Raw genomic sequence first — 25,996 nt, forward strand, 5'->3', positions numbered from 1 at the left:
AATTTGCAGTTGATATGAAGGAACAAGATTTTACCTGGAGCGAAGAAAAAGAACCACACTTTCAGCGCAGGAAAGTGATCATGGAGGAGCACCCGGAAGTGAAGAAGCTATTCGGGAATGATCCTTCACTCATTTTCAAAACACTTTTTGTTTCAGCACTACAGCTGGCCATTCCTATTTTTTTCTTACCAGAAAACCCATGGTTGTTTGCCCTTCTAGTGATTTTAGTGGGTACTACATTGACGCATATTATTGTACTGGCAGTCCATGAAATCACGCATGATCTTGCATTCAAAAAGAAAGTGTTAAATAACTGGCTGGCTATTTTGGTCAACTTGCCTTTGGTTGTACCATTCGCGATGGCGTTTAAAGCTTATCATGCGAAGCATCATTGGCATCAGGGGAAAGAAGGTGTAGATACCGATCTTGCTGTAAGGTGGGAAGCAAAGGTGTTCAGAGGACCAATAGGCAAGTTTATCTGGCTGATCATACAAATCCCCGTTTATGCTGTTAGACCTCTATTCGTCCATCCGCTTGTGCCGGACAAATGGCAAATTATTAATGCGATCACACAGGCCAGTGCAATGGTTGGATTTTATTATCTGGCGGGATGGCCGGGGCTATTGTATTTAGGACTTTCAACAGCTCTGGCTACCGGACTTCACCCAATTTCAGGACATTTTGTGGCGGAACATTTCATCTATAAAGAAGGACAGGAAACTTATTCGTACTACGGGTGGTGGAATAAGCTCATTTGGAATGTGGGGTATCACAATGAGCATCATGATTTCCCTACTATCCCTGGCTCAAAACTCCCTAAACTAAAAAAAATCGCTAGTGAGCATTACGACAATCTTTACGCGCACAAAAGCTACTCGAAAGTAATCTGGCAATTTTTATTCGATAACAAGATCTCCCTTTTCTCACGAGTAAAAAGAAATAAATAAGTATGCTCGGCTACCTTAAAAGGAGATACAGGAATCACCTGGATCAGGTACTTTCTACCATCAAATTGATTGATGTCGAAGAACGTTACGACATCTATTTCAGCAGATTTTACGGTTTGTATTTTGCCAAAGTAGGTAGATGGTTAGGACTCACCCCAACACATGTCTCGTTGATAAGCCTGATGATTGGGATAGTTGGTGGTGCAATGCTTTATTATCAAAATAGCACCTTAATTATAGCAATTGCAGGTTTTTTAATCGTTTGGGCTGGAGTCTTAGATAGTGCAGATGGGCAACTTGCTAGAATGACAGGCCAGTCATCCGAATTAGGACGTCAGATAGACGGTCTTATTGATAATCTGGTTTTCATATCATGCTACATTGGTGGTACGCTGTACCTTGTTCCTCAATATGGGTATTGGGCTTTGCTATTAATGGTAGCTGCAGGGGTGGCTCATAGCTACAAAGCAGGGCTATATGAATTTTATAAATCTGAATACCTATACCTGGTAGGGAAATCACCTGCTGGTTATATTCCTCTTACTAAAGATGAAATTAAGCCAACCGGGGATAAATGGTTTCATAAAATCATCCATTATATTAATCTGGATTATACAGGAAAGCAGATTGGGTCTACTACACGATCAGTGTATGAACGTAAGAAAATGCGTCAATTATCTAAGGATATCCCTGAGAAATTTGATCCGCTCTATTCTGAAATGAACTTGAAAATGTTGTTTTGGTGGGCCTGGTTGGGTGGGAGTAACACCCATAGAAACGCTATGATTGTATCTGCCCTGCTCGGTCGGTTTGACCTTTACCTTGCACTCAGTTTAATTTGGACGGTTGGATACTGGCCACTAAACCGAATGCAGAGGAGTTATGATCGAAAATTGCTAAACGAACTAGCCAATAATTAGGCAGTTTTTTGCAAAACTACATTGATTGAATCCTGAACTGTGTTCATTTCACCAATCACGTCATCATCAATCATGATGTCAAATTTATCTTCAATATCAAGTACGATATCTACAATGTGAGCTGAATTGATCATCAAATCGTTGATCAGATGCTTATCTTCAGACACCTCATTTGCGGTGATATCCTCAGGTAAATAAGGCTTAATGATATTAATAAGGTCGGTTTTTACAGTTTCTCTTGTCATTATTCTTTGTATTTCCGTAAAACGAGTGCGCAATTTAAGTCACCAAAGGCAAAATTAGCCTTAATAACAGTGTTTACTTCCTTGCTTTGGCAACTCGTCGGAATACAACCCCCAAAAATTTCTGATAAAATTTCAGGGTGAATATTTTCTACGTTCAGATTAGCATGAACAAAGTCTTTATATAGCTGCAAAACGCTGGCAACTAATTCTACAGAACCAGCTCCTGCAACAGCATGTCCAATCATAGACTTTGGAGTGTTGATCATCGGAAAATCCTTGCCTGATCTTCCCAATGCACTTACCCAATTTCTTATTTCTGCCGGATCACCCTTCGTGGATGTAAGATGACCGTTGATTAAGTCAATTTCATCAGGTGTGATACCAGCGTTTTTCATTGCTCGCGTGATGCAATCCTGAACTGCTTCCGGATTTGCAGCAGTCATTGTGCCACCATTTCTTTGACCACCGGAATTCACGTGTCCACCCAGGATTTCACCGTAAATTTTTGCTCCTCTTGCTTTTGCACTTTCTAATGTTTCAAGCACCAGTGCTCCAGATCCTCCGGAGGGTACGAATCCGGTGGATGAATCACTCATCGGCCGTGAGCCAAATGCCGGATTATCGTTTGAGTCAGAGCACAACACTCTCATGGCATCAAATGCGGCCCAGATGTATCTACCATCACCCTCTGTGCTCCCGCAAATCATTTTGTCAGCCTTTCCGTCTGCTAAATATTCATATCCCATAAGCACAGCTTCTGAGCCAGTGATACATGCAGAGGAGTTTGATTGGATGCGATTGCCTAGTCCTAAAATTGAGTTGAGGTAAGCAGCAGCTCCACTATTCATGCATTCGGAAAGGGTTCTGGACCCAAGCCTTCTGCTTTCACCATTATCAATTGGGTAAGAAGGAAACTCACGATTAATGAAGCTATCGAAGCTAAGGTCACCTGCTCCAAAAATCATCCCTGAATTAAAATCGCGCTCTTCAGTATTGGGTTCAAGACCTGCATCCTTCCATGCCTCAACGCCTGAAAGCATCGCATACAAAATGCCTTTATTGGTAATTTTTTCTGCAAGTAATCTAGGAAGATGATCCCCCAGGTTTACGGAGGCAAGATCCGGTGCACCACCGATTTGACATTTAAGGTTTATTTTGTCAAGCTCTTCCCAATGTTTGATTCCGGATTTCCCTTCACGCAATGCTTTCTCGAAATTATCAACACCAATCGCATTGGCGGATACTACTCCTAGTCCGGTAATTACAACTCTATGTTTTTTCAAAATTTACGCTTCTGATTTTACAACCATTCCGGCAAGTTCGCCTTTGGCCACAACCGTTCCGTCGGTTTTTTTGCATGTGACCGTGCATTTCAACTTACTGAAGCGAAAATAGACTTTTTTTGATTCAACAATAAGTTTGTCTCCTGGGATTACTTTGGAAAGAAAGTCAACATTGGCACTCGTGAAGGCAGGAAGTACTTTGGAATCTTCGCCCAAATTCATGAGATACATCGCCAAAGTGACCAGTCCTATTTGGCACATTATTTCGGTTAAAATCACCCCTGGAACTATGGGATTGCCAGGAAAATGACCTTCAACGAAGAACTCATCCTCACGGATGGTATAGGATCCGATTGCTCCTTCATCATCCAACGAAATGATTTCATCAACAAACAAAAAGGGTCTTTTGTATGGTAGCAGACGTATGATGTTTTCGTAAACTTTCATATCAAATGTTCACCTCCATCTACATGAATCAAAGAGCCGTTGATCCAACTAGCCTCCGGTTGGGCTAAAAGAAAAACAGTATTGGCTACATCTTCCGGAGTGGTTAATCGTCCATACGGATTTCGCTTTTTTGATTGTTCAATCAGTTCTGCAGAACCCGGAATTAATCGAAGTGATGGTGTGTCTGTGACACCAGCCTGGATGATGTTAACTGTTATTCCTTTAGGAGCTAATTCAATGGCCAAATATTTCGAAAGGGTTTCGAGTGTTGATTTAGCCAATGCGACCGCTCCATAGCCTTCCCAGAATTTGTCATTTCCTTCGGATGTAAGGGTGAGTATTTTGCCTCCCTTTGAAAGCATTCCGCTTGCGAGTAATTCATCTAACCAGAGTTTTAAGTTAGTGCCCATAGCCTCTATAGTTAGCGCCAAATCTTGGGATGTTAATTTCGGCCCATCGGCAATGAATGGCTTTAAGTTTCCTCTGGACACAGCATGTAAAACCACATCGAAATTCGGAGTGCCTTTATCCTTAATTGCTGTGATGCATTCTGAAATTTTTTCAGGATTAGTTGCGTCTATGTTGAAATTAGAAATTGAAACTCTAAACTCATCTCTTAATTGAGTGATCGTTTCTTCTAATTCCATTACTCCCTGCTTTCGATCCCTGTGAACAATGGAGATGCTGCATTGATGAGATGCCAATTTCTTCACAGTTGCTAAACCAATGCCGCTGGAACCTCCAATAATCAGTGCGTGTCTGCCTTTCATTTCCATTTTGTGAAACTACTAAACTCAATCTAAAAATGTTTGATGAAACAACTACGCTTTATTTTTCCGATATCTAGATCAAACTCACTCCACGTATTTAAAACATTACTATTGTTTTCCAGCATTGGTCCGGATGCCATGTATTTAATCCCTTTTTTCTCGTAGACTTTTTGCAGGTAGTCAAAAATGAGAGCATGTATTCCTAATTTTTGATATTCGGGTTTAACTCCTATTAAAAAAAGATCAGCAGTGTCATTAAAGTAGAATGACTTCAGCACATGGATAAAACCAAACGGATACAAAGAGCCTTTAGCTTTTTGGAAAGCTTTTGAGAGGGATGGTAATGTCAATGCAAACCCGACCACTTTATCCGCTTCATTCACAATGATGCAAACGAACTCTTTACGAATAAAACCGAAGTACTGCTCCACATAATAGTCGATTTGCTTTTGGGTCAATGGTATGTAGCCATAAAGGTCAGAATAGGCTTCATTCAATACTTCAAAAACACCCGGAGCATACTTTAAAATTTCTTTCGTGTTTTTAAACTCCTTTACTTTTACTTTGAACCGTTCCTCAATGATGCGAACGGCCCGACTTACTTTTTCGGGATTTTTTTCCGGAGCTTTTCCTCGTAACTCTACCCATGTTGCGGCAATCTCCATATTCCAGGCTCTGAAATGGTCTATGTAATAGGAATGATTGTAAATAGTTGCCTGAGTAGCGATTTGATTAAACCCCTGAATAAGTGCACCTTCAAAATCAAGATCGGTGAATCCCATGGGGCCGTGAATGGCTTTGGCTCCTTTTCCTTTTGCCCATTTTTTGGCGGTTTCTAGGAGGAGGTGAGAAACTTCTTTATCATTAATGAAATCTATCCAGCCAAAACGAGCCAGGGACTTCTTTTTCAATTCTTTTTCAAGGACTATTGCAGCAATACGACCGACAATTTTCCCATCTTTTTCTGCTACCCAGTATTGTGCTTCAGCATGATCGAAAGCCGGATTCTTTTCTTTTAACAGTGTGCTCATCTCGAATTCAATCAAGGGTGTCACGTAATATGGATTGTCTTTATAAAGTTCAAAAGGGAACTTGATGAAGCGTTTAAGTTCCTTTTTGGAGTTAACCTCCTTTATTTCTATCGTCATTTAGATTAGGTTGTTTTCCCTGTAATATTTCAAAGCATCCTTAAACCCCTCTTTCAACGATATCTCTGCTTTTACGGTTGAGTGTTTTAAATCTGTCGTGTGAAGATCCCAATGTTGGGATATTTCATCAAATTTTTCGAGTGTTATTCCCGGTCGCTTTTTAATGAGTTTATGCCAGACATCCGAAGATCCCATTGAAAACTTGGCTAGCCATTTAGGCAAAGGGAACTTTCGTACTTTTTTATTGAAAAGCTCCTGAAAAATCTCAATAAAGTCCTGATGAAGGTAGGTGCTTCCATCATTGTAATGAATGATTCCGGCATGGTTTTGCATATCCTGAACAACCATTTTAGCCAAATCTGCAGCATGAATCATGCTCATGCGCTGCTTGCTGTCTGTTACAGGATACACACCAAGTTTTGCACCTTTGAATAGTGGAAGAAATGCCTCATCACCAGCTCCGTAGATTGCCGTTGGCCTTACAAGCAGGTAATTAGCCATTTTTTCTTGAATGACTTTTTCTGCCTGTAACTTACTGCTTCCATAATGGGAAACAGGCTTGTTGATGCTGGCAGGTCCTTGCGCAGCATAAGAGGACGTATAGATGAATTTCCCTGATTCTTTTAAAAGTTTGGTTTCAACCAGAGCTTCTGTTATTGCTGTGGTGATACCAACATTGACCAGGTAATACTCCTCATTTTTGAGGCTGACCGTCATGCCTGCATTATGAATGAAGTAATCTAGCTCTCCGAGTTTGTTTTTGATTCCTTCAAATTGTTCTGCGAGGTTTTTTCGATAGTCGAGGTGATGGATGGTGAGGTTCTGATGATCGGGAAGAAAGGACGTATTAGCATTTGCTCTTATAAAAGCATGAACCTCCATCTGCTGATGAAGGCACTCTTTTACTAAATAAGACCCTAAAAAACCATTGGCTCCAGTGATTGCAACTTTCAACTTAAGCCACTTCGGTTTGACGTTTTACATCAAGTTCATTTGCCACCTTGACTATTTTGTCAATAGCAATGTCGATTTGTTCGATGGAGTGGGTAGCCATCAATGAGAATCTAATGAGTGTGTCTGTTGGGGCAACTGCCGGAGCTACCACAGGATTGACGAAAACACCTTCTTCAAAGAGACGCATGGTCATTTTGTAGGCCTTCTCATTGTCTCTGATATAGATAGGGATAATTGGAGTCTCAGCATACCCTGTGTCAAATCCAAGCTCTTTTAGTCGCTTAAGAGAGTAATGTGTGTTTTCCCACAATTTAAGTCTTCTGGAATCATCTGTTGACATAATGTCCAATGCAGCAATGGTTGCTGCGGTAGATGAAGGAGTCATACTTGCACTAAAAATCAGTGAACGTGCAACGTGACGAATGTATTGAATGGTCTCTCTATCACCGGCCACAAATCCTCCCAGAGAGGCAAGCGATTTACTAAATGTTCCACCGATCAACTCTACATCATCAGAAATCCCAAAGTGGTCAGGAGTACCTCTTCCATGGTCTCCCAATACACCTATTGCATGCGCACAATCACTCATGACAGAGGCTTTGTATTTTTTTGCAAGTGCTACAATTTCCGGAAGCTTGGCAATGTTTCCTTCCATACTAAAGATGCCATCAACCGCGATAATACGGTGATTTGCATCCTGAAGATTAGCTAATTTCTTTTCTAAAGCTTGCATGTCATTGTGACGGAAAACGACTGTAGAAGCATCACTTAATTTTGCTCCTTCGTATAATGAAGCATGGTTAAGCCTGTCTAGAAGAAGTGCATCTCCTTGCTTAGCTACTGTTGGAAGAACGCCGAGATTAACCTGAAAACCTGTACTGAAAACAAGTGCTTCTTCTTTATTGAGGAATTTAGCAAGGTTATATTCAAGAGTTTCATGCATATCAGTTGTCCCGTTCAAAAAACGTGAGCCTGAACAGCTTGAGCCATATTTTCGAACAGCAGCTTCTGCAGCTTCAATTACCTTGGGGTGTGTAGTAAGACCCAAATAACTATTGGATCCGAACATAAGCACGTCTTTCCCATTTACTTTTACCTGCGTCTCCTGCTTAGACTGGAACGTTCGGAAAAATGCATAGTATCCGTTCTTTTTTGCATCTTCCGCAAGCTTGAAACTTGAAAATCGTTCTCTCAAAAAATTCCCCATTCTGCAAATTTAGTTATATCACTTGGAAACATTTTCGTAACATTGACTTTTGAATCGAATCCTTTGTCAATTTTGACATATTTGTAAAAATCCACACAATTTGAATCTTGTAATATTAGCTGCTGGTAAAAATACCCGATTAGATACAGGCATACCAAAAAGTCTCGTCACTTTAAATGGTGAGACTTTAATGGCTCGTCACATTCGAATCTTTAAGCGCTTTGGCGTTAAAAAATTCTGCATTATTTCCGGCTATGGTGCCGAAAAGTTACAAAACGCTCTGCCCGGTCTTCAAAGCACTCACGATGCAGACATAACCATATTGCATAACGATAGGTTTGATTTAGAAAACGGATTCTCTGTTTTCAGGGCTAAAGAGTGGGTTGAGAAAAACAACATGGGAGATTTTTTCTTGACCATGGGCGATCACATCTTCGATCCTGCCTTTGTTGAGGAGTTTGTGAAGAAGTCGTCAGGTTTGGGAACGACCCTTCAATTAGCGGTGGATATGCCTGGAGAATCGAACAAACATATTGACATAGATGATGTAACCAAAGTACTGGTTGACGATGAAGGATTTATTGATTCAATAGGGAAGAAGATTCCTGATTATAATCGATACGATACCGGCTTATTTCGATTGAAATCAGAGGTGTTTGATGTTTTTCAGAAATCTTTTGATCAGAAAGAATACACCATTTCTGAGTCAGTGTCAAAGTTGATGGATAGCCATGAGGCTAAGTCGGTTTTGGTAGAAGGGTACACCTGGAATGATGTAGACAATCCAGATGACCTTCAAAGTACCATTAAACTGATGGACGAATCCAGACTTTAGATCAATCGTAATAATCTAAACCAAGATTAGTAATCAAATCTTCACCTGCCATATATCTCAACGTATTCTTTAGCTTCATCAACTGAACAAAAATGTCATGCTGAGGCTTCAATCCTTTTAGGGCTTGGGGTGACTTCAGATAGAATGATAACCACTCCTGAATGCCTTTCATGTTTGCTCGCTGAGCAAGATCAAGAAATAAAGCTAAGTCAAGAACGAGAGGTGCTGCGAGAATAGAATCCTTACATAGGAAATCGACTTTGATTTGCATTTTGTATCCAAGCCAGCCTTTGATGTCGATGTTGTCCCATCCCTCTTTATCATCACCTCTTGGTGGATAGTAGTTGATTCTTACTTTGTGGTACAAGTTGCCATAAAGTGAAGGATGTAATTCCGGTTCAAGAATCTGCTCCAACACTCCAAGTTTGGAAACTTCTTTTGTTTTAAAATTATCCGGATCATCTAATACCTCTCCGTCCCTGTTTCCAAGTATGTTTGTTGAGAACCATCCATCAATCCCCAACGACCTTGCTTTCAATCCTGGAGCAAGGATAGTTTTCATTAGAGTCTGACCTGTTTTAAAATCCTTTCCACAAATAGGAGCACCGGTTTGTTTTGCGAGCTCAACCAGGCAATCAACATCACAAGAAAGGTTCGGAGCACCATTGGCATACGGCACACCCATCTTGATCGCCGCGTAAGCATAGATCATACTTGGTGGAATATCCGGGTGGTTATTTCTAAGCCCTTCCTCAAATTTTTCGATGGTCGAGTGCACTTCGCCTTCCTCAATGTAGATTTCTGTTGATCCACACCATACCATCACAACTCGCTCACAGTTGTTTTCTTTTTTGAAGTTTTTAATGTCTTCCATTAGCATCTCTGCTAATTCCATTTTGTTAGCACCAGTTTTTACATATGTGCCGTTCAGTCTTTTGACGTAATTCTTGTCAAACACTGCCTTCATTGGCTTGATTTGCTCCAACTCACCCTTCAGATCGTTCAAAAGATCCTTGTCTAAAACTTTAGCATGCATGGCCGCTTCGTATGCATTGTCCTCGAAAACATCCCAACCACCTAGTGCTACATCTTTGAGTGATGCCAGAGGAACAAAGTCTTTAATGAGTGGATTTCTTTTTTCAGTTCTTTTGCCCAAACGGATCGTCCCCATTTGAGTAAGTGACCCAATTGGCTCTGAAAGGCCTTTTCTTACACTTAATACTCCGGCCATAAACGTAGTTGCTACGGCCCCCATTCCGGGTGTGAGAATTCCTAATTTACCGTTTGGTTTTTGGATAGTTGCTTTATCTGACATGTGTTCGTTCTATTAAAACTTGAAGCTTTGTTCCTCTGTCATAATAAAAAGCCTATAGCCCCAAAAGACAAAAGAAATTTTGCGCAAAATAAATTAAACCATACCGGATAAGCTCAATATTTTAATAATTTGATTGCAAAGTGGATACTTTTAATTGTTTTTATAACTTAATCATGTTTGAGAATTGGTTCATTAAATGACTGCAGAGTTTATTAAGCTATATCCGGAAAATCCTGAGCGAAGAAAAATCGTTGAGGTGGTTAAAATTTTAAGGAATGGAGGTATTATCATCTATCCCACTGATACGGTTTATGGTTTGGGGTGTGATATTTTCAATCAAAAAGCGATTGAGCGAATCAGGATTATTAAAGGAATAAAAGGGAAGCACCTTAATCTTTCTTTCATTTGTTACGACCTCAGCCATATTTCGGAGTATACTAAGCACCTGGATACACCGACCTTTAAATTGATGAAGAAGGCGCTCCCCGGCCCATTTACTTTTATTTTGGAGTCTTCTTCTAAGGTTCCTAAAATTTTGAATGTGAAAAAGAAAACGGTTGGGATCAGGGTGCCGGACAATAATATTCCGAGAGAGATTGTGAGAGAACTTGGTAACCCAATAATAACTACCTCCATTCACGATGATGAGATTCACGACCATGCTACAGACCCGGAGCTGATTTATGAGGATTTTAAAAATTTGGTAGATGTGGTAATTGATGGAGGGTTTGGACAGGTACATCCGAGTACCGTAGTTGATTGCACCGGAAGTGAGCCAATAATTGTGAGAGAGGGAATGGGGGACGTGAATATTATTGCATGAGTAGGATTGTTATCGAACCCCATTACCTCGGGAGCCTTGAATATTTCGTGCTTTTGGCTCAGAATTCAGATATCTGTTTTGAAATACATGACTCCTTCTCAAAGCAGACTTTTCGAAACCGGGCTTATTTTCTTTCGGCTAATAAAATTCAACCACTGATTGTTCCGGTGAGCTATTCTAGTGGAACGCTTACAAAGGATGTAGAAGTGGATTATTCTCATAGATGGATAAAGGATCATTGGGGTGCATTTTATTCTGCATATGGCAAATCTCCATTCTTCGAATATTTTGGAGAGGAGTTTAAAGCTTTATGGGATAGGAGACTTACAAGTCTTGTTGAATTAAATCTGGCCTTTATGAAAATGGTGTTAAAAATCCTGCAGCTCGATATTCAGATTTCATTCACATCAGAGTTTAGAAAAACTTACGACCAGGATCACAGGAATGTCGTCAATCCCAAGAAACCATTTTCTGATCGAAAAATATACAGCCCTACAGCTTATTCACAGCTTTTTGGTGATACCTTTGTGCCTAATCTGAGCATTGTAGATTTGATCATGAATGAAGGCCCGAATGCGGCACAAATTTTGAAAAGCTCACAACGAAAAAACTGATCAGACTTTAGCAGTACATCGATCCATCAAGTATTTCGACGAGAGAATGAACAAATCTGAAACTGCTCACGTTTTTTCATCTACATTAAAGGGATATTTCTTCGTATATCCTATATTTTTACTTTAAAGCGAAAGACAAAACGCATGTCAAAAGAGGCAAAATTTTCAAATAGAGTCAAAGAAGTCATCTCACTAAGTAGAGAGGAGGCACTACGTTTGGGTCACGACTACATTGGCACAGAACACCTCTTACTGGGGATGATCAGAGAGGGAGAAGGCGTAGCTGTTAGCGTAATGAAAAAACTTGGCTTGTCCATGAAAGAATTACGTTCTGCAATTGAGCAGGCTACCAAAGGAACGGCAACCAGCAATGTTAAAAACCTGGCGAACATCCCGCTTACCCGTCAATCAGAAAAAGTTTTAAAGATCACATATCTGGAGGCTAAAATCTTCAAAAGTGCTTTGATTGGAACTGAGCATTTATTGCTCTCCATTCTAAGAGATGAAGATAATCTGGCAACTCAGATTCTGGAGAAGTTTGAGGTAAACTACGATCTGGTAAAAGAGATGCTGGAGTATCAAACCGAAAACCCGATGGCTTCAGCAGATACAGATGATCCCAACGATGAAGGAGATGAGCTTTATTCATCTACACCACGTGGATCAGGGAGGTCTGCAGGAAAAGATAAAGGAAGTGAAAAGTCACGTACTCCTGTGCTTGACAACTTCGGAAGAGATTTAACAAAGCTTGCTGAAGAAGATAAGCTGGACCCGATCATTGGTCGGGAAAAAGAAATTGAGCGAGTGGCTCAGGTTTTGAGTCGAAGAAAGAAAAACAATCCAATTCTAATTGGAGAACCGGGAGTTGGTAAAACTGCAATTGCAGAAGGCCTGGCGCTTAGAATTGTTCAGAAAAAAGTTTCCAGAATTCTTTTTGGAAAAAGAGTTGTAACGCTTGATCTGGCTTCATTGGTCGCAGGGACAAAGTATCGTGGACAATTCGAAGAGCGAATGAAAGCGGTGATGAACGAGATTGAAAAATCCCCGGAGGTTATTCTTTTTATTGATGAGCTTCACACGATTGTAGGAGCAGGGGGAGCGTCCGGATCACTTGATGCCTCTAATATGTTCAAGCCTGCTCTTGCAAGGGGTGAGATTCAATGTATCGGAGCGACAACTCTTGATGAGTACAGACAATACATTGAGAAAGATGGTGCACTAGCGCGACGTTTTCAGATGGTGATGGTGGACGCAACTTCCCCGGAAGAGACTCATCAGATTCTGGATAACATAAAAGATAAGTATGAGAGTCATCACCATGTGAATTATACTCCTGAAGCGATTAAAGCGTGTGTAACTCTCTCAGATAGATATATTTCTGATCGATTCTTACCGGATAAGGCTATTGATGTAATGGATGAAGCCGGGGCGCGGGTTCATATCAATAATATCAATGTTCCAAAAATCATAACTGAATTGGAGGAGCAGATTGAGGATGTGAAGAAGGAGAAGAATAAGGTCGTAAAAAGTCAAAAGTATGAGGAGGCTGCTCAACTCAGAGATAAGGAGAAAAAGCTAATTGCTCAGTTGGAGAGTGAGAAAACCCGATGGGAAGAAGAGACCAGAACCAAGAGATATGAGGTAGGTGAGGATAATGTGGCGGATGTAATTGCCATGATGACCGGAATCCCAACCAAGCGAATTGCCGAGAATGAAAGCGCTAAGCTTTTGACCATGGGCAAAGAGCTGGAAGGAAGTGTGATTGGTCAGGCTGAGGCAATTAAAAAGCTATCAAAAGCCATTCAACGAACAAGAGTAGGGTTGAAGGATCCAAGAAAGCCAATTGGCTCATTTGTGTTCCTCGGTCCAACTGGAGTTGGTAAAACAGAAATGGCGAAAGTGCTCTCTACTTTCCTATTCGATAAGGAAGATTCCTTGATTCGAATTGACATGAGTGAGTACATGGAGAAGTTTTCCGTATCAAGACTGGTAGGAGCGCCTCCGGGATATGTAGGGTATGAAGAAGGCGGACAACTTACCGAAAAAGTAAGAAGAAAGCCATATAGTGTGGTACTCCTTGATGAAATTGAAAAAGCACATCCGGATGTTTTCAATATCCTGCTTCAGGTGTTGGATGATGGTGTGTTAACAGACGGTCTTGGGAGAAAAGTAGATTTCAGAAATACTTTAATCATCATGACCTCCAATATTGGGGTGCGGGATTTAAAAGATTTTGGTGCAGGAATTGGTTTTGCTACGCAAAGCAGAAAAAACAACATGGATGACATTATGAAGTCAACCATCCAGAATGCCCTAAAGAAAACGTTCAGTCCTGAGTTCATGAACAGATTAGATGACGTTATCATATTCAACTCTTTGGACAAAGAGGATATTTTCAAAATCATTGATATCACTTTAGGGAAGTTATTCTCCAGAATCACTGATCTTGGATATGCTATAGAGCTTACTAAAAAGGCGAAAGAATTTCTTGCTGATAAGGGTTATGACCCACAGTATGGAGCAAGGCCTTTAGCCAGAGCAATACAAAAGCATCTTGAAGATCCGATAGCTGAGGAAATCTTGAAAGGAGAAATTCAGGAAGGCGATACGCTGGTTGCAGATTGGGATGGAAAGAAAGAAGAGCTGGCAATCAAGCTTAAAAAGAAAAAGACTCCTAAGGCACAGGATAAGAAAGAGAAATAAATTATAAATAGGGGATCACGAATAGTGATCCTCTATTTTGAACATTTGGTTTATATTATAAACTATTTTATGTTTGTATCGTATTTATAGTAAAAACCTATAAAATCATGAGCAATAAAGAATTATCGAAAGACGAGAGCCTGGCATTGATCACAGACATGATCGGTCAGGCTAAGCGAAACGTTGCAAAAGGTGGAAGCTTCTACTTTTTGCTTTGGGGCTGGGTAGTGATGATTGCCAATCTGGGTCATTACCTGATAGCTAAGTTCGATTGGTATGAGCATCCTTACATTGTATGGGTACTAACGATCCCTGCCGGAATAATTTCGATGGTATACGGTGCTAAGAGAAGCAATGAAGCCAAAGTGAAAAGTCATCTGGACAGGCTGTATAGTCAAATATGGTTGGCTGTATTTATAGGCGTATTAATCATCTTGTTTTTTATGGATAGTGTGAACTATAATGTGAACGCTATTATTTTAACTTTTGCCGGAATTGGAACCTTCATTTCAGGTCAGGCATTACGATTTAGCCCTTTATCCATGGGAGGAATTGCCTTGTGGATTGCGAGCGTTGTTGCTTTTAACCTCAACCCTACGGATCAATATATAGTAGGAGCAGTGGGTATTTTAGCAGGCTATTTGATTCCTGGATATTTACTAAGAAGAGCAGAAAAATGAGCGACTTTGCACAATTGGATCCTCTGTTACATTCGCAGTTAAGATTGGCTGTTATGTCATTATTGATTGGAGTGGATTCAGCAGAGTTTGTATTCATCAAGGAAAAGACGGGTGCTACGGCCGGAAACTTGAGCGTGCAATTAGATAAGCTTTCTAATGCTGGTTACATAAGCGTTACGAAATCTTTCAAAGGGAAGAAACCACTTACGACGTGTAGCATTACGAAAGTAGGAATTAAGGCTTTTGAAGATTACGTAAATAACCTTAAACAATACATTGATTAATATTTTTTTGAACTTATGGTTTATAAAATAAACCACTTTAGAAATAATGTAATTATGAAAACTATACTAACAATTATGATGCTAATGATTGCAGGGCTTTCGTTGGCACAAACATCTAAACAAACACAATATGCAGCCTATCTGAAGGCCAGCAAAATAATGTGGGAGAGAAGCATTGATCAGGCTAAAAGTGAGAGTGGTGAAGAAAGTTTCCAGACGGCAATGGCAATGTATGGACTACTGAATAACACAATGGCAACCGAAGATGAAGACACATTTGATGAGTACAAAGATTTCACAGTTGAACTTTTGGAAAAGCTAATTGAAGAAAACCCGGAATGGGGTGAACCAAGAGCAGTACTGTCATCGACCTATGGTTTGGTGATGGCTTATAGTCCAATGAAGGGGATGTTCCTCGGGATGAAAAGCTCCTCATTAATGGAGGAAGCTATGAGACTACAACCTGAGTCTCCTCTGGTGCAAAAGCTGTTCGCGGGATCAAAACTCTATACCCCTGAGATGTTTGGAGGTGACCCTGAAGTTGCTGTTTCAACGTTTCAAAAGGCACTTGAGATATATGAACAGTCAGATACCACAGAAAACTGGCTTTATCTGGATACCATGATGGGGTTAGCATTAGCTTATCGCAAAACAGATCAGAATGAAAAAGCGAAGGCAACTCTGGAAAGAGCTGTGGCAATAGAGCCACAATACCACTGGGCTAAGTCTGTATTGGAAAAAATCAATAAATCATGAAGAGCAGAGTTGCCATATTATTCTTTGTACTTGCTACCAGCTTCCTTTCTGCTCAGCAAATAGTAAGCGGGGAGGTTGTTGACGGTGATACAAAGGAAGGGTTAATTGGGGCACATGTCTATCTGCTTAATAATTGGCGTAAAGGGGCGATTACCGATATGGAGGGTAGGTTTACTTTGGAACTGACATCAGAGGAAATGGAGGACTCATTGATTGTTTCGTACGTTGGTTTTCAGGAAGTGATAGTGCCAGTAACCGATGGTATTACTATTGTGATGGAACCAATTGAAAGAGAAGGGGAAACGGTGGTTGTCACTGCAAAGCCGCTTATCGCTGAGGAATTTAAGTACATGGAGATCAAAAAGATTGACATCTATACAAACCCTTCCGCAAAAGCAGATCCCATGCTTGCGGTGAACTCACTCCCATCATCTACCACCACCGATGAGTCAGCGAATATTAGTTTGCGTGGGAGTAGTCCCATTGAAACAGGCGTGTTTCTTAATAATGTGCCTATATACGATGGCATACGCTATTCACAACTCAATGGCATTGGCACTTTCAGCATATTCAACACCTCTATAATTCAAAATGTGACCGTATTTCCGGGAAACCCACCTCTTGAGTTTGGGAATGCTACTTCCGGTATTATTTCAATGGAAACCGACGATCGGGTACTAGAAGGGAATACCAATTCTTTGATTCTCAGCTTAGCAAATGTTGGCTTTTCCAGGGAGCAAAAAATCAATCAAAAGCAGAGCTTAAAGCTATTTTCTAACTGGCAGCCAAGCGGACCTATTAAGCTATTAAATGAAAAAGCACTGGAAGAAATTGAGTCATTTACTTCCAATGATCTCGGTTTATATTGGTATGGGTCTGATGAGAATCTTAGCTGGAAAGTGATGAGCTATTCTGTAACAGAGGGATATGAATTCAATTTTAAGCATCCCACATATCAAGGAATTTTTGACCAGGGAAAACGAAGAAGTTTTCTTATATCAAGCATTGAAAAGCCAATCGGTTCGGGGAACCTAAGCTTTAATAATGGATTGAGCTACAGTGATGGCGATTACTCATATTCCAATGTTTCTTTTCAAGTGAAAAAGAAGGATCTGTTTGCAGGGATAAATTATTTACTCACAAATCAGAGTTTCAGTCTGAAAACAGGAGTAAGCTACGATTTTAGGAATTCGCAAGTCAATGGGAATTTTCACGAATACTTTTATGCCCTTGGACAAAATCATCCAACCGTTTCATTAAACGAGGGTGTGCATGTGAAAGTGTTGGAGGGATTCGGGTACTTCAAATATTACTTCTCTGAAAAGATCGCATTCGGTACCGGGCTTAGAAAAAATATTCCTATCGAGAATGATAAAAATTATCTAAGCAACCAGGCCAACTTATCCTATACTGATGAAGAATGGACAGTAACAATTGGGGCAGGTGTTTACCATAAATTAGGTCTTTTTGAAAACACTGGTGAGCCATTTGAGGCTAAAAACCTACAGAAATCCATTGATATCAATCGAAAGAAAAATGATCTGGAACTAGCAGTCAGTTTCTTCGATAAGGAAGGTGAGGTGAACAATGCAAAATACACCGCCAGAGGGGTTGAATTTTTCTCAGATTATCGTTTTTCATCAAAACTGAGCATGTCAGCTTCGCTCACCCTGCTGGATGCAAAGGATGAATCCGAGACTGATTACAACTATGATCTTTCTTATTTTGCCCGGGGAAATGTGTCCTATTCACCCGGAAGACTATGGACCATCGAGTCTATTTTTGTTGCAAGGCAAGGCACTACCTTTTCTGAAATTTCGTCAGCCAATTTTGATAATAATCTGAATGCTTATGAACCCATTTATTCAAATGATGAACTAAGGCTTCCTGACTATTCCAATATTGGATTGTCAGTTAGTAAGGTTTTTGCTATTTCGGATGATTGGAACATCATTGCTTTTGCCAGCTTAAACAATATTTTTGATCGGGAAAACATCCGAGGATTCGCTTACAACTTTGATTATAGTGAAAGGGAGGAAAGCTTCTTTTCCAGAAGAACGGGATATTTGGGTGCGGTAATTAATTTTTAATATCCGCCCCAATACTTCCTTAAAAACCACTCGGATGAAAAAAGAAGAAATATGATTAAATACCACCACCAGGATCGGTAAAGCGGTATTAAATCCTCTTCACTCCTTATGATGGACTTGAAATCCCTATCTTTTATCTGGTCAATCAGTTGATCCAGTTGGTCTAAGTGAGCATAGGTACCTCCTGTTCTGCTACTCAGATTTTTCAGAAGCCGATGATCAGCGGTAAGGTTTAGAAATTCCGGATTCACATTTTGAACCGAAAACTCTCCACGGTCCGAAAGTGTTTTATCGCCCACCTCGGTTCTTGCATTGTATTGATAAATGCCAGGATTAAGGATAGGTGATCGAAAGGTGGCATTGTATTCTGAATCAGTGAAATTGAAATTCTGTTCTGCTCCTTCTTCACTGGTTAAAGTGATTTCCAGATCATTCCCATAAATTCTTTCATAAATATCATTGTAGACTTCAACATCAAAAAGCGCAGGTTCAGTGTCACTGAAGTTATTCTTTCTTGCCTCAAACCGAAATTGTTTTTTATCGTTTTTCACGGATAGAAACTGAATGGTTTTGTTGATTAGGTTTTCAAATTGAGCAGCATTATCGTTAATGGCGGCTTCCTGAAGCTTCCACTTCCAAATATTCTGACCTAGTAAAATGGCGCTCTTTTGAGCTCCATCATCGTAAACCGCCATGAGGGGTTTTTGTGTCTTCACACTTCCTAATTGCTGATACATTAAAACCTCTACAGGTCCGCTGAGTGTATAGTTGCCAAAAGGCACTTCGACGGGTGGGTACTCTTCAAAGGCAGAGACATCCTCAATTTTGAATTTGCTAAAATTTTGATTGAATGAACCCACTACTTTATCGGGTTGAGAACCTCTTCGCTCAATTTTGATATATGGGAGTATTTTGTTTACCGATGTTATAGAACTTTCATTACTGAGAATATACCACAGTCCAGGGCTCTCCTTCGGGATATAATTGATACCTGATGTAAAAGCACCATGAAAGACCACCACATCGAAGATTTCATTTGGTTTTTCATCATTAATCTGTGGTATATAAACCTGAGTTTCATAATTGCCGGTTGCTTCCAGGGTGCTGCGAATGGCTTTAATGTCCGGGTGAGGTGAGTTAGCAACTATCAGTATACGCTGACGTCCATCTATAACCTCCATGAAGATATTAGATCGGTTATTCTCTAAAGTGGACTCTTCTTCTAAAGACGAGATGCTAGCCACAAGATGGCGTAAGCCCTCTTCGGAGGATTGAACAGTGAACTCTACTTCCTGAATAGCGTTTCTTAATCGAATCTTTTTTTCCGCCATTAAATTTCCCTTTTCTCTTAGCTGAACAGATACTTGTTGGTTGTCATACCCTTCCTGACTGATCTCTAATCGAATAGGAGCCTCATTTTCCTTGAAGGAGACCTTATTATAAAGCGTTCTGGAGATACTTATATCTTTTGGTGGAATAGTATCCCCCAAACCGACAGTAAAAATTGGTGTTAGGTAATTTCGGTATAAGGGAGAGCTTCCTCGATTATATATGCCATCTGATGCCAGCACCATGCCAACAAAGTTCTTGTCTTCCATTTTTTCAATTGCCTTATCTAGGAGATTTGAAAGATTACTCGTTGAGGCATTGAAGGATGTTGAATCATTAAATGTTAAAATCGAAGCTTCTATTCCATCATTTTTAAGCTCTTGTTCCAGCACGGAAATCTGCTCCAGTACCTGGCTCTGATCTAAACCTCTTGCAACTACTGATTGAGAATTATCTAAAGCAATGGCTATAGACGGAGGATCAACTGTGTTTGTGACTGTTCGGATAGAGGGTGAAAGCAGGAGTAATAGAATAGCAGCAATGCCGAGAAAACGGAAAGAAGCCAGCGTCCAATTCTGCGTCTGATTCCAGGGAATGTTTTTTTTCGCGTATAAAAAATAAGATAGACCGGCAGCTATAATAATGATGAGCAAAACCCACCAGCCGGAATATTCTAATTGGAGAAAGCTTTTATCCATTAATTATCGTAATCATTTCACTCGTTGAATTACTGGCAAAACTGCCTGAAATTGAAATCTAATTCAAAAGAACAATACGAAGTAGGGTTTTGAGAGATACTATTTTTTGTTGAGTGGCTAATTGAGGAATGCTGAGATTTCATTTTCTGAAATCTTCTTCAAAGCAATTCGCTCAAATCGCTCCGCTACGAAGGTGGTTCCAAGCACAAGCAGTGAATTATCACTTCCGGTTTTAATGGATGCAAAAGTGAAAGGATTTATGTGTCCGATTCGATGAACGCCACTTATCGCTCCTGAATTATCATAGAAGTTCAATAGAATTTGCCTGCCCTTGGTTTCTGAAGCAAAGACAGAATATGACGAACCATTATTGTAATTGATTATTTGAGTTGGAGTATATGGCTTTATTTCTGCCATATTTCCTGTGAATAAGTCTACACTTGAAGTTGTACCCCCGGTGGATAGAGTAGCAGTGGCGAGTTGAAAATTCGCATCAAATTGAAAACCTGCAACTGCAAAATCACTACCACTAATTGGCATAACAGCTCGCAATCCGGCATTACTTGATTGGCCTTGAACTACTCCATTTGGTGCGTCACCGAAATCTGTGAAAACCAACGAAAAACTGTAATTGTAAAAGCCATTGAAATAATAGTTTCCGGAGGAAACCTCACCACAAAAGAATGGAAGCGGTCGTTCACTGGCATTTAGGTAATGGTTAATAATTTCTTCCTCTACATCATCACCAGGGCCTATAGAGTAGCTATTACCTCCAAGAAATGATCCGTCTAATGAAACTTCCGAAATCTCAGTTTCCTGTGTCAGTGGATCATAGCTCTGCAAAAGGAAATTTCCATTACTCAACACCGCCGACGATAGGGGATAGTTGAGTCCTCCAATAAGCGTTTCAGTTTGTACTTCCAATTGTGGATTAACACCAATTAACACAGCTTCCAGAGAAGTTGGGTTCATTACGAAGAAGTAGCTATTGCTGTCTGTTTCATTTAAATACATGTTACCAACAGGTACTACATAATCAGTGAGGTCGCTATCATATTCGAAATTTCCCTCCTTATCCATTTTCATAAGTTTCACACCCATGAAATCTGATTTAGAAAGCTCAGTGCCTGCAAGCACAATAAATCCATCCACGGTTTCTACAACATCAATAGGCCGATAAGTCACATCCAGGTCAGAATCATCATAGATTTTCAAAAATGACTCACTTAAAGAAGGCTCATCGTCTGCACATGAAAGCAATAGCGGGATCAGCATAAGAGAGCATAATTTCTTAATTGCGATTTTGAGCTTAGCAGTTTGGCAGTATTTATTTTTTATCCACATTTTATCTCAAATAAATTGGTTGTCCGCCAGCTGGCGGATCAATAGGCTTTAAATTGTTGGTCGATAAATCGGAACGGGAATACAAAGCTCAGCGAAATGTTAATGTCTCTAAGTAAAATCTCATCGTTTGTTTCACCCAATGATGACAACTCATTTTGTTGTGCATTAGGCTGAGTGACAGAGGTGAGTGAATGTTTATAGTTCACCTCAAATACGGTCCTGATATTCCAATAATCCAGGTTTACTCCAACGCCTCCAGCAACACCTGAAAAAGGTTTGAAAGCATCTTTAACCCCAAGTGAAGTTGACCCTCCATCAGATGTAAGTGGGTTCCCTGAAGAATAGTCAATTTGAGTAATCTCTACTTCTTTTTGCGCAGATAATATGCGGGTGTGAAATCCACCAACCATCACAAAAGGGCGAATCTTGCCTGACCGTATGACATCATATTTAATCATTAATGGAAGTTCAAGAACATCTAATCGTTGCTCTATATCATACCGTGTTTCAAACCGATTCCCGGAAGTCACTCCCCTCCAGGCTAGCATGCTATTGTATTTATATCGACTTCTCTTATATGCAGGCTGAAATGAAGCTGAAAAACCTTTATGGTAAAAATTCATCTCCAATCCTACATGAGCACCGGGTAGCGTAAAGTCGCCATAGCTTTTTTGAAGGCTGTCTGCATTGTAGTCTATAGGGCTAAATCCGGTATTTCTTGTTTCAGGAAAGGCCTGGGTGTAGTTCATGCCCATTTTAATCCCAAGCCAAAACTGGGTATCCAGGAAAGATTCCAATGGATTTTTATCGGGTTTCTTTTGAGCCATGAGCACGGATGCCATGAGCATAAGGATGACGAATCCCTTGAGCTTATTTACGGATGATGAGTCTTTTTGTATCATCTAACATTTCGGATTTTGCTTTGATAAAATAGAAACCCGGACTCATTGAATCCAGTGTGAATGAAAAGGTGTGCTCTCCGGGGGCAACACGTCTATTCGTTTGTGCAACCACATTCCCTCGTACATTGATCAACTGCACGTTTACATCCTGATAGTTGTTAACGAAGATTTTTGCTTGCGTATAGTTGGAGGCAGGATTCGGATAAACAGATTCCATTCTGTAGTTTTTCCTGAGTTGTTCCTTTTCCCCTAAGATAACTTCTTTTATGAGATCCATTGGCTCATAGTTGCCTCCTTCAGGATTGGCCCCTTCAATAAAGTCTCTGAAGAATATATCATTTGAGATTACTGATTGTTCTACGCCCATCCATTCATACAGCACGTTTGCATAAATCTGGCGATAGTCAAACTGCATGCCCACGTTGCTTTGAGAGACATCAGGAACAGTCCCATAGATTCCGGGCTTAACACCCAAACCAAACATCATTACCGGCCCGCCCGTACCGTGATCGCTTCCATAGCTTCCGTTAGAACCAACACGTCTACCAAACTCTGACATTGACATGGTAAGCACACGATCCTCAATCCCCCGCGAACGAAGGTCTTTTTGAAAGGCTGCCATTGCCGACGATATATGATATAATAAAGCGGAATGAACCCCCATGGTAGGATCATAACTTTCTACCTGTGAGGCATGTGTATCAAAGCCACCTATTTTCACCAGAAACACCTTGGTTTTCACCCCTCCTGCCAATAACCTGGCGACCAGTTGTAGTTGACTACTTAACGGATTTCTTCTTGAACCTTCAGGCGCATTGAAGGGGTAAGTTTCTGGATAGGTAACTGTCGTATCAGCAGCAGAATCATAAATCTCCGCCAGCCTCCTTATATAGACTTCTGATTTATCTTCAAGGCCAAGAATCCAGTTCATTTCCTGGCCATAGGGTGAGCTATTTAAAAATTCTGGAGGATTACCCCTTGGGTCTACTCCCTCATCCGCAAACCCTTCAAGTTGATCAATGAGATTGGCAAGATTGCCTGGACTGCTACCAAGTGAGATCGATGTTGGAATGTTCCCTTCCTGGTGGAACAGTAGCGAAACATCATTGCCCATTTCCAGCGCCAAAGGATCAGGCATTGCTTCAGTTGGGAAGTCGGCCGGGTAGGTGAGAGGGTCATACTCTGTGCCAAGATAACGACCGATCCACCCCGAACTGAAGTAATCATCTGCATCGCCCCCCATAAACCAGATGTCTCTTCCTCTGAAGTGCGAGCCATTATTTTTTTCATAAGATACGCCTTGAAAAACTGCAGCCTTACCTGTATCATAAAGCCTTTTGAAATCATTCATGTCTGGGTGAAGCCCAACCTGCTCCTCGCTTGCCACCGTGCTATCAAGTGGTATCAATGTTCTGTTTCCAACTTTATAAGGAATGGCAATGTTTGCTCTTCTACTGTAATATTCGTCGTAATTTGAAATGGGTATGATCGTATTCAATCCATCATTACCTCCATGTAGCTGCAAGATGACTAGCACCCTGTCATTGGTGCTTTGCTGTGCAATGCGTTGAACCTCCTCATGGCCCGCAAGTAATTTTAGCGGAACACCTTGAAATGCAATGGGGGCGCCTGCTGCAAAACCAATTTTCTTTAAAAAATTTCTTCTTTTCATGGCTGCTACATTAACTGGTATTCTGGTGATTGAAGCATTGCGTTGAAGAGTTCCTTAATCTGATTGGCTCGAGTGTTGGCATCCAGATTATTATCCCATCTTGTGGTCCAGGCAGCCTCAGGATCGGCATCTATAGCGAAGGCAAACATGGCAGTCTTGAAGTAGTTGAGTCGCTCGATGGTTAACTCGCCACCATCTGTATCAAATGATAGGTTATCTGAAGTAGGAAGAAAGTATTCTGCTACCGCGATAATGAAATCATCAGCTATCCGAACAACTGCCGGGTCAAAATTTGTTTCAACAAAATCAAAAACATTCACCTGGCCCATTTCCATGTTTGTGCCATCTGATAGTGCTAGCCGAACGAAATTGTATCTGTTGGTTAGATAATTCGTAGTGATCCAACTCCTGTTAAAGATTGGAAACTGGTGATAAGCAGCATATCCTGCAACTTCGAATGGTTCGTAGTAGTCCATACCCTGACGGCTGATTTCCCCAAGTAAATCTCCTGTAAATTCATAGTAGTCCTGTAGTTCAGTTTCATAATCCGGAAGTTGAATTTCAAAATTCCGCATGAAACCTAGTACAACATCCAATGGTGATTTGATGATGCTACCAAAATTGTTGTCATCTTCACCAGCATCTGCTTCATAAAAATGTGTACTAGTTAAAAGTGCTTCTAATACAGGCTGCAGTTTGAATTCATTGGCTGTAAAGATGTCAGCCATTTCTTGAATGATGTCATTCTGAAGCGTCAGGTCTACCTGATGATATACAAAGAATCTGTAGACTTCTCTACAGATACTTCTGGTGGTCTCTTCCTGGTCATAAACCAAATCAACAAACTGACTGATTTCATCTAGCACGCTTTCTTCTGTAGGATTGCCAGCCGTCAATAAATCAGCGTCTGGTGTGACCACACCATTACTCATTCTGGAGCTAAATGTTTTTGGTCCCTCCTCATGACTGGTCGCTATGGTAGTGCCGCGAACCACTCCTCTTGGCAACCCAGTCTCTTCATCAATATTGGAGAAAGTTGGATCGACATTGAATCCGGACAGAACCCGTGCACCTGCTTGTACATCTTCTTCTGTGAAATAGAAGTAGTCACCTTCAAATTCAGGCTCGGGCACATTCCCTTCTAACCCCCTCCCAACGGAATATAGCTCTAGCAGCTCACGTGCATAATTTTCATTGGGACTTCCTTTTACATTAAATCGGCCGTCAAGGAAAACAAGCATTGCATTGTCAACGCTGAGTTTCTTTGTGAGCTGTTTAAAATTTCGAGGTACGATAATATCAGGATCCATTGGATCATCTGCTGGGATACTTAGATCCTCTCCATCGAATGCAAATAATCTGAATAGTGCTTGTTGATAATAAAGTGCTCTTGAACTGCCAACTACTGACCTTTTTGTAGTGAAATGAGTGTGAAGGAAGAACACCAGACGCTCCCGAAAGATATAAGGCAGTTTGAGAGATTCATCAATACCATTTGCCAGCATCTGGCCCAAATGCCAGGATAGAAAATATCTTTCCAGTTCAAATCCCTCGCTTTGTGCATTACCGGTTGTTATCCATTCATTCCCAGTTAGTGGGTCAATAGGCAGAGCCGGATCGGGCAAAGCAGTATTAAAAAGCTGCCCAACTGCCTGAGCAGGAGTGAGTGAGGCAAATGCGTCTATCTCAGAAACAGAACCACCAAAACACGTCCGTCTAAGTAGGTGAGCAGCTCTCTTTTTTCCTAATGTGCTGGTAAGTGCAGTTAAGGGCATTGGAGCTGATTTGGTAATAGAACACTAAAATTAAATCAATTATTATAAATTAAGTGATAAAAAATCTCCAAATAGTTTAACTGATTGTTTTTAATGACTCCCCCTAAAAAAAGAGTGTCAAGCGATTAGACCTAGAATTACTATAGGATTAGGCATCAATCTGAACACTTCGTGGCTTTTCTTTTAACTCTACCCCAGTTTGAAATGCGCAGCATAAAGAGGGGTAGAGTGTAAAGGTAGTGTGAGTGTGTGATC

Annotated in this window: 23 protein-coding genes; 10 read left to right on the top strand and 13 right to left on the bottom strand. The window is 40.6% G+C overall.

The genetic code is table 11. The features are described from left to right. Nucleotides 1–14: 14 nt before the first annotated feature. Both RIC88_RS09435 and RIC88_RS09440 read left to right on the top strand, forming a co-directional pair. Nucleotides 15–947: a fatty acid desaturase gene (locus RIC88_RS09435; protein WP_350217292.1), complete on the top strand. Its 933-nt coding sequence runs from the start codon at nt 15–17 to the stop codon at nt 945–947. A gap of 2 nt (nt 948–949) precedes the next feature. Next, on the top strand, nt 950–1,867 hold the full coding sequence (locus tag RIC88_RS09440) for a CDP-alcohol phosphatidyltransferase family protein (RefSeq protein ID WP_350217293.1): 918 nt from the start codon (nt 950–952) through the stop codon (nt 1,865–1,867). Here the strand turns inward: RIC88_RS09440 and RIC88_RS09445 are convergent. From RIC88_RS09445 to RIC88_RS09475, 7 genes are read right to left on the bottom strand one after another with little or no spacing between them, the layout of a single operon-like run. Then, the gene (locus RIC88_RS09445; RefSeq protein ID WP_350217294.1) at nt 1,864–2,112 is read right to left on the bottom strand and encodes an acyl carrier protein; all 249 of its coding nucleotides are present in this window, start codon (nt 2,110–2,112) and stop codon (nt 1,864–1,866) included. The genes RIC88_RS09440 and RIC88_RS09445 overlap by 4 nt on opposite strands. Next, nucleotides 2,112–3,395: a beta-ketoacyl-[acyl-carrier-protein] synthase family protein gene (locus RIC88_RS09450; protein ID WP_350217295.1), complete on the bottom strand. Its 1,284-nt coding sequence runs from the start codon at nt 3,393–3,395 to the stop codon at nt 2,112–2,114. The genes RIC88_RS09445 and RIC88_RS09450 overlap by 1 nt, the downstream gene beginning before the upstream one ends. 3 nt (nt 3,396–3,398) lie before the next feature. Further along, nucleotides 3,399–3,842, bottom strand: a complete 444-nt coding sequence (locus tag RIC88_RS09455) for a 3-hydroxyacyl-ACP dehydratase FabZ family protein (protein ID WP_350217296.1) — start codon at nt 3,840–3,842, stop codon at nt 3,399–3,401. Further along, nucleotides 3,839–4,612 carry an SDR family oxidoreductase gene (locus RIC88_RS09460; protein WP_350217297.1) on the bottom strand — a complete coding sequence of 258 codons (774 nt, stop codon included), beginning with the start codon at nt 4,610–4,612 and terminating at the stop codon, nt 3,839–3,841. Before RIC88_RS09460 ends, RIC88_RS09455 begins: the two co-directional genes overlap by 4 nt. A gap of 29 nt (nt 4,613–4,641) precedes the next feature. Continuing rightward, entirely contained in the window at nt 4,642–5,760 is a 1,119-nt protein-coding gene (locus RIC88_RS09465; protein ID WP_350217298.1) for a hypothetical protein, read from the bottom strand. After that, the gene (locus RIC88_RS09470; protein WP_350217299.1) at nt 5,761–6,714 is read right to left on the bottom strand and encodes an NAD-dependent epimerase/dehydratase family protein; all 954 of its coding nucleotides are present in this window, start codon (nt 6,712–6,714) and stop codon (nt 5,761–5,763) included. A 1-nt stretch (nt 6,715) separates the two neighbouring features. Further along, on the bottom strand, nt 6,716–7,921 hold the full coding sequence (locus tag RIC88_RS09475) for an aminotransferase class I/II-fold pyridoxal phosphate-dependent enzyme (RefSeq protein ID WP_350217300.1): 1,206 nt from the start codon (nt 7,919–7,921) through the stop codon (nt 6,716–6,718). Between the two features lie 100 nt (nt 7,922–8,021). Here RIC88_RS09475 and RIC88_RS09480 point away from each other — a divergent pair, with 100 nt between their 5' ends. After that, nucleotides 8,022–8,756: a phosphocholine cytidylyltransferase family protein gene (locus RIC88_RS09480; protein ID WP_350217301.1), complete on the top strand. Its 735-nt coding sequence runs from the start codon at nt 8,022–8,024 to the stop codon at nt 8,754–8,756. Nucleotide 8,757: 1 nt separating this feature from the next. Here the strand turns inward: RIC88_RS09480 and RIC88_RS09485 are convergent, their stop codons facing one another. Then, nucleotides 8,758–10,071 carry an inositol-3-phosphate synthase gene (locus tag RIC88_RS09485; RefSeq protein ID WP_350217302.1) on the bottom strand — a complete coding sequence of 438 codons (1,314 nt, stop codon included), beginning with the start codon at nt 10,069–10,071 and terminating at the stop codon, nt 8,758–8,760. 196 nt (nt 10,072–10,267) lie between these two features. Here RIC88_RS09485 and RIC88_RS09490 point away from each other — a divergent pair, with 196 nt between their 5' ends. The 7 genes from RIC88_RS09490 (at nt 10,268) to RIC88_RS09520 (ending at nt 18,021) form a co-directional block, all read left to right on the top strand. Then, complete coding sequence (locus RIC88_RS09490; RefSeq protein ID WP_350217303.1) at nt 10,268–10,894, top strand: L-threonylcarbamoyladenylate synthase; 627 nt, start codon at nt 10,268–10,270, stop codon at nt 10,892–10,894. Then, nucleotides 10,891–11,508: a WbqC family protein gene (locus tag RIC88_RS09495; RefSeq protein WP_350217304.1), complete on the top strand. Its 618-nt coding sequence runs from the start codon at nt 10,891–10,893 to the stop codon at nt 11,506–11,508. Before RIC88_RS09490 ends, RIC88_RS09495 begins: the two co-directional genes overlap by 4 nt. Before the next feature lie 144 nt (nt 11,509–11,652). Beyond that, complete coding sequence (locus tag RIC88_RS09500) at nt 11,653–14,211, top strand: ATP-dependent Clp protease ATP-binding subunit (RefSeq protein WP_350217305.1); 2,559 nt, start codon at nt 11,653–11,655, stop codon at nt 14,209–14,211. Nucleotides 14,212–14,318: 107 nt separating this feature from the next. Further along, nucleotides 14,319–14,891, top strand: coding sequence for a hypothetical protein (locus RIC88_RS09505; protein WP_350217306.1), 573 nt, complete (start codon nt 14,319–14,321; stop codon nt 14,889–14,891). Then, nucleotides 14,888–15,175, top strand: a complete 288-nt coding sequence (locus RIC88_RS09510) for a winged helix-turn-helix domain-containing protein (protein WP_350217307.1) — start codon at nt 14,888–14,890, stop codon at nt 15,173–15,175. Before RIC88_RS09505 ends, RIC88_RS09510 begins: the two co-directional genes overlap by 4 nt. A gap of 54 nt (nt 15,176–15,229) precedes the next feature. Continuing rightward, entirely contained in the window at nt 15,230–15,931 is a 702-nt protein-coding gene (locus RIC88_RS09515; protein WP_350217308.1) for a tetratricopeptide repeat protein, read from the top strand. Next, nucleotides 15,928–18,021, top strand: coding sequence for a carboxypeptidase-like regulatory domain-containing protein (locus RIC88_RS09520; protein ID WP_350217309.1), 2,094 nt, complete (start codon nt 15,928–15,930; stop codon nt 18,019–18,021). The genes RIC88_RS09515 and RIC88_RS09520 overlap by 4 nt, the downstream gene beginning before the upstream one ends. Here RIC88_RS09520 and RIC88_RS09525 read toward each other — a convergent pair. The 5 genes from RIC88_RS09525 to RIC88_RS09545 form a co-directional block, all read right to left on the bottom strand. Further along, complete coding sequence (locus RIC88_RS09525; RefSeq protein WP_350217310.1) at nt 18,018–20,048, bottom strand: hypothetical protein; 2,031 nt, start codon at nt 20,046–20,048, stop codon at nt 18,018–18,020. The two genes, RIC88_RS09520 and RIC88_RS09525, sit on opposite strands and share 4 nt — an antisense overlap. 117 nt (nt 20,049–20,165) lie before the next feature. After that, the gene (locus tag RIC88_RS09530; protein ID WP_350217311.1) at nt 20,166–21,323 is read right to left on the bottom strand and encodes a hypothetical protein; all 1,158 of its coding nucleotides are present in this window, start codon (nt 21,321–21,323) and stop codon (nt 20,166–20,168) included. Between the two features lie 107 nt (nt 21,324–21,430). Continuing rightward, the gene (locus RIC88_RS09535; protein ID WP_350217312.1) at nt 21,431–22,294 is read right to left on the bottom strand and encodes an outer membrane beta-barrel protein; all 864 of its coding nucleotides are present in this window, start codon (nt 22,292–22,294) and stop codon (nt 21,431–21,433) included. Further along, nucleotides 22,263–23,966, bottom strand: a complete 1,704-nt coding sequence (locus RIC88_RS09540; RefSeq protein ID WP_350217313.1) for a DUF1501 domain-containing protein — start codon at nt 23,964–23,966, stop codon at nt 22,263–22,265. The genes RIC88_RS09535 and RIC88_RS09540 overlap by 32 nt, the downstream gene beginning before the upstream one ends. Before the next feature lie 5 nt (nt 23,967–23,971). Continuing rightward, on the bottom strand, nt 23,972–25,741 hold the full coding sequence (locus RIC88_RS09545) for a DUF1800 domain-containing protein (protein ID WP_350217314.1): 1,770 nt from the start codon (nt 25,739–25,741) through the stop codon (nt 23,972–23,974). Nucleotides 25,742–25,996 lie beyond the last annotated feature (255 nt).

It is taken from the genome of Ekhidna sp. (assembly GCF_040220215.1).
GTDB lineage: Bacteria > Bacteroidota > Bacteroidia > Cytophagales > Cyclobacteriaceae > Ekhidna.

What these genes read in the sequence shown, in the direction of transcription:
- RIC88_RS09510 (WP_350217307.1), top strand. Translation starts at nt 14,888, where the DNA reads ATGAGCGACTTTGCACAATTGGATCCTCTGTTACATTCGCAGTTAAGA.
- RIC88_RS09490 (WP_350217303.1), top strand. Translation starts at nt 10,268, where the DNA reads ATGACTGCAGAGTTTATTAAGCTATATCCGGAAAATCCTGAGCGAAGA.
- RIC88_RS09440 (WP_350217293.1), top strand. Translation starts at nt 950, where the DNA reads ATGCTCGGCTACCTTAAAAGGAGATACAGGAATCACCTGGATCAGGTA.
- RIC88_RS09485 (WP_350217302.1), bottom strand. Translation starts at nt 10,071, where the DNA reads ATGTCAGATAAAGCAACTATCCAAAAACCAAACGGTAAATTAGGAATT.
- RIC88_RS09540 (WP_350217313.1), bottom strand. Translation starts at nt 23,966, where the DNA reads ATGAAAAGAAGAAATTTTTTAAAGAAAATTGGTTTTGCAGCAGGCGCC.
- RIC88_RS09455 (WP_350217296.1), bottom strand. Translation starts at nt 3,842, where the DNA reads ATGAAAGTTTACGAAAACATCATACGTCTGCTACCATACAAAAGACCC.
- RIC88_RS09465 (WP_350217298.1), bottom strand. Translation starts at nt 5,760, where the DNA reads ATGACGATAGAAATAAAGGAGGTTAACTCCAAAAAGGAACTTAAACGC.
- RIC88_RS09445 (WP_350217294.1), bottom strand. Translation starts at nt 2,112, where the DNA reads ATGACAAGAGAAACTGTAAAAACCGACCTTATTAATATCATTAAGCCT.
- RIC88_RS09495 (WP_350217304.1), top strand. Translation starts at nt 10,891, where the DNA reads ATGAGTAGGATTGTTATCGAACCCCATTACCTCGGGAGCCTTGAATAT.
- RIC88_RS09435 (WP_350217292.1), top strand. Translation starts at nt 15, where the DNA reads ATGAAGGAACAAGATTTTACCTGGAGCGAAGAAAAAGAACCACACTTT.
- RIC88_RS09545 (WP_350217314.1), bottom strand. Translation starts at nt 25,741, where the DNA reads ATGCCCTTAACTGCACTTACCAGCACATTAGGAAAAAAGAGAGCTGCT.
- RIC88_RS09530 (WP_350217311.1), bottom strand. Translation starts at nt 21,323, where the DNA reads ATGCTGATCCCGCTATTGCTTTCATGTGCAGACGATGAGCCTTCTTTA.
- RIC88_RS09500 (WP_350217305.1), top strand. Translation starts at nt 11,653, where the DNA reads ATGTCAAAAGAGGCAAAATTTTCAAATAGAGTCAAAGAAGTCATCTCA.
- RIC88_RS09535 (WP_350217312.1), bottom strand. Translation starts at nt 22,294, where the DNA reads ATGATACAAAAAGACTCATCATCCGTAAATAAGCTCAAGGGATTCGTC.
- RIC88_RS09520 (WP_350217309.1), top strand. Translation starts at nt 15,928, where the DNA reads ATGAAGAGCAGAGTTGCCATATTATTCTTTGTACTTGCTACCAGCTTC.
- RIC88_RS09515 (WP_350217308.1), top strand. Translation starts at nt 15,230, where the DNA reads ATGAAAACTATACTAACAATTATGATGCTAATGATTGCAGGGCTTTCG.
- RIC88_RS09460 (WP_350217297.1), bottom strand. Translation starts at nt 4,612, where the DNA reads ATGAAAGGCAGACACGCACTGATTATTGGAGGTTCCAGCGGCATTGGT.
- RIC88_RS09475 (WP_350217300.1), bottom strand. Translation starts at nt 7,921, where the DNA reads ATGGGGAATTTTTTGAGAGAACGATTTTCAAGTTTCAAGCTTGCGGAA.
- RIC88_RS09525 (WP_350217310.1), bottom strand. Translation starts at nt 20,048, where the DNA reads ATGGATAAAAGCTTTCTCCAATTAGAATATTCCGGCTGGTGGGTTTTG.
- RIC88_RS09505 (WP_350217306.1), top strand. Translation starts at nt 14,319, where the DNA reads ATGAGCAATAAAGAATTATCGAAAGACGAGAGCCTGGCATTGATCACA.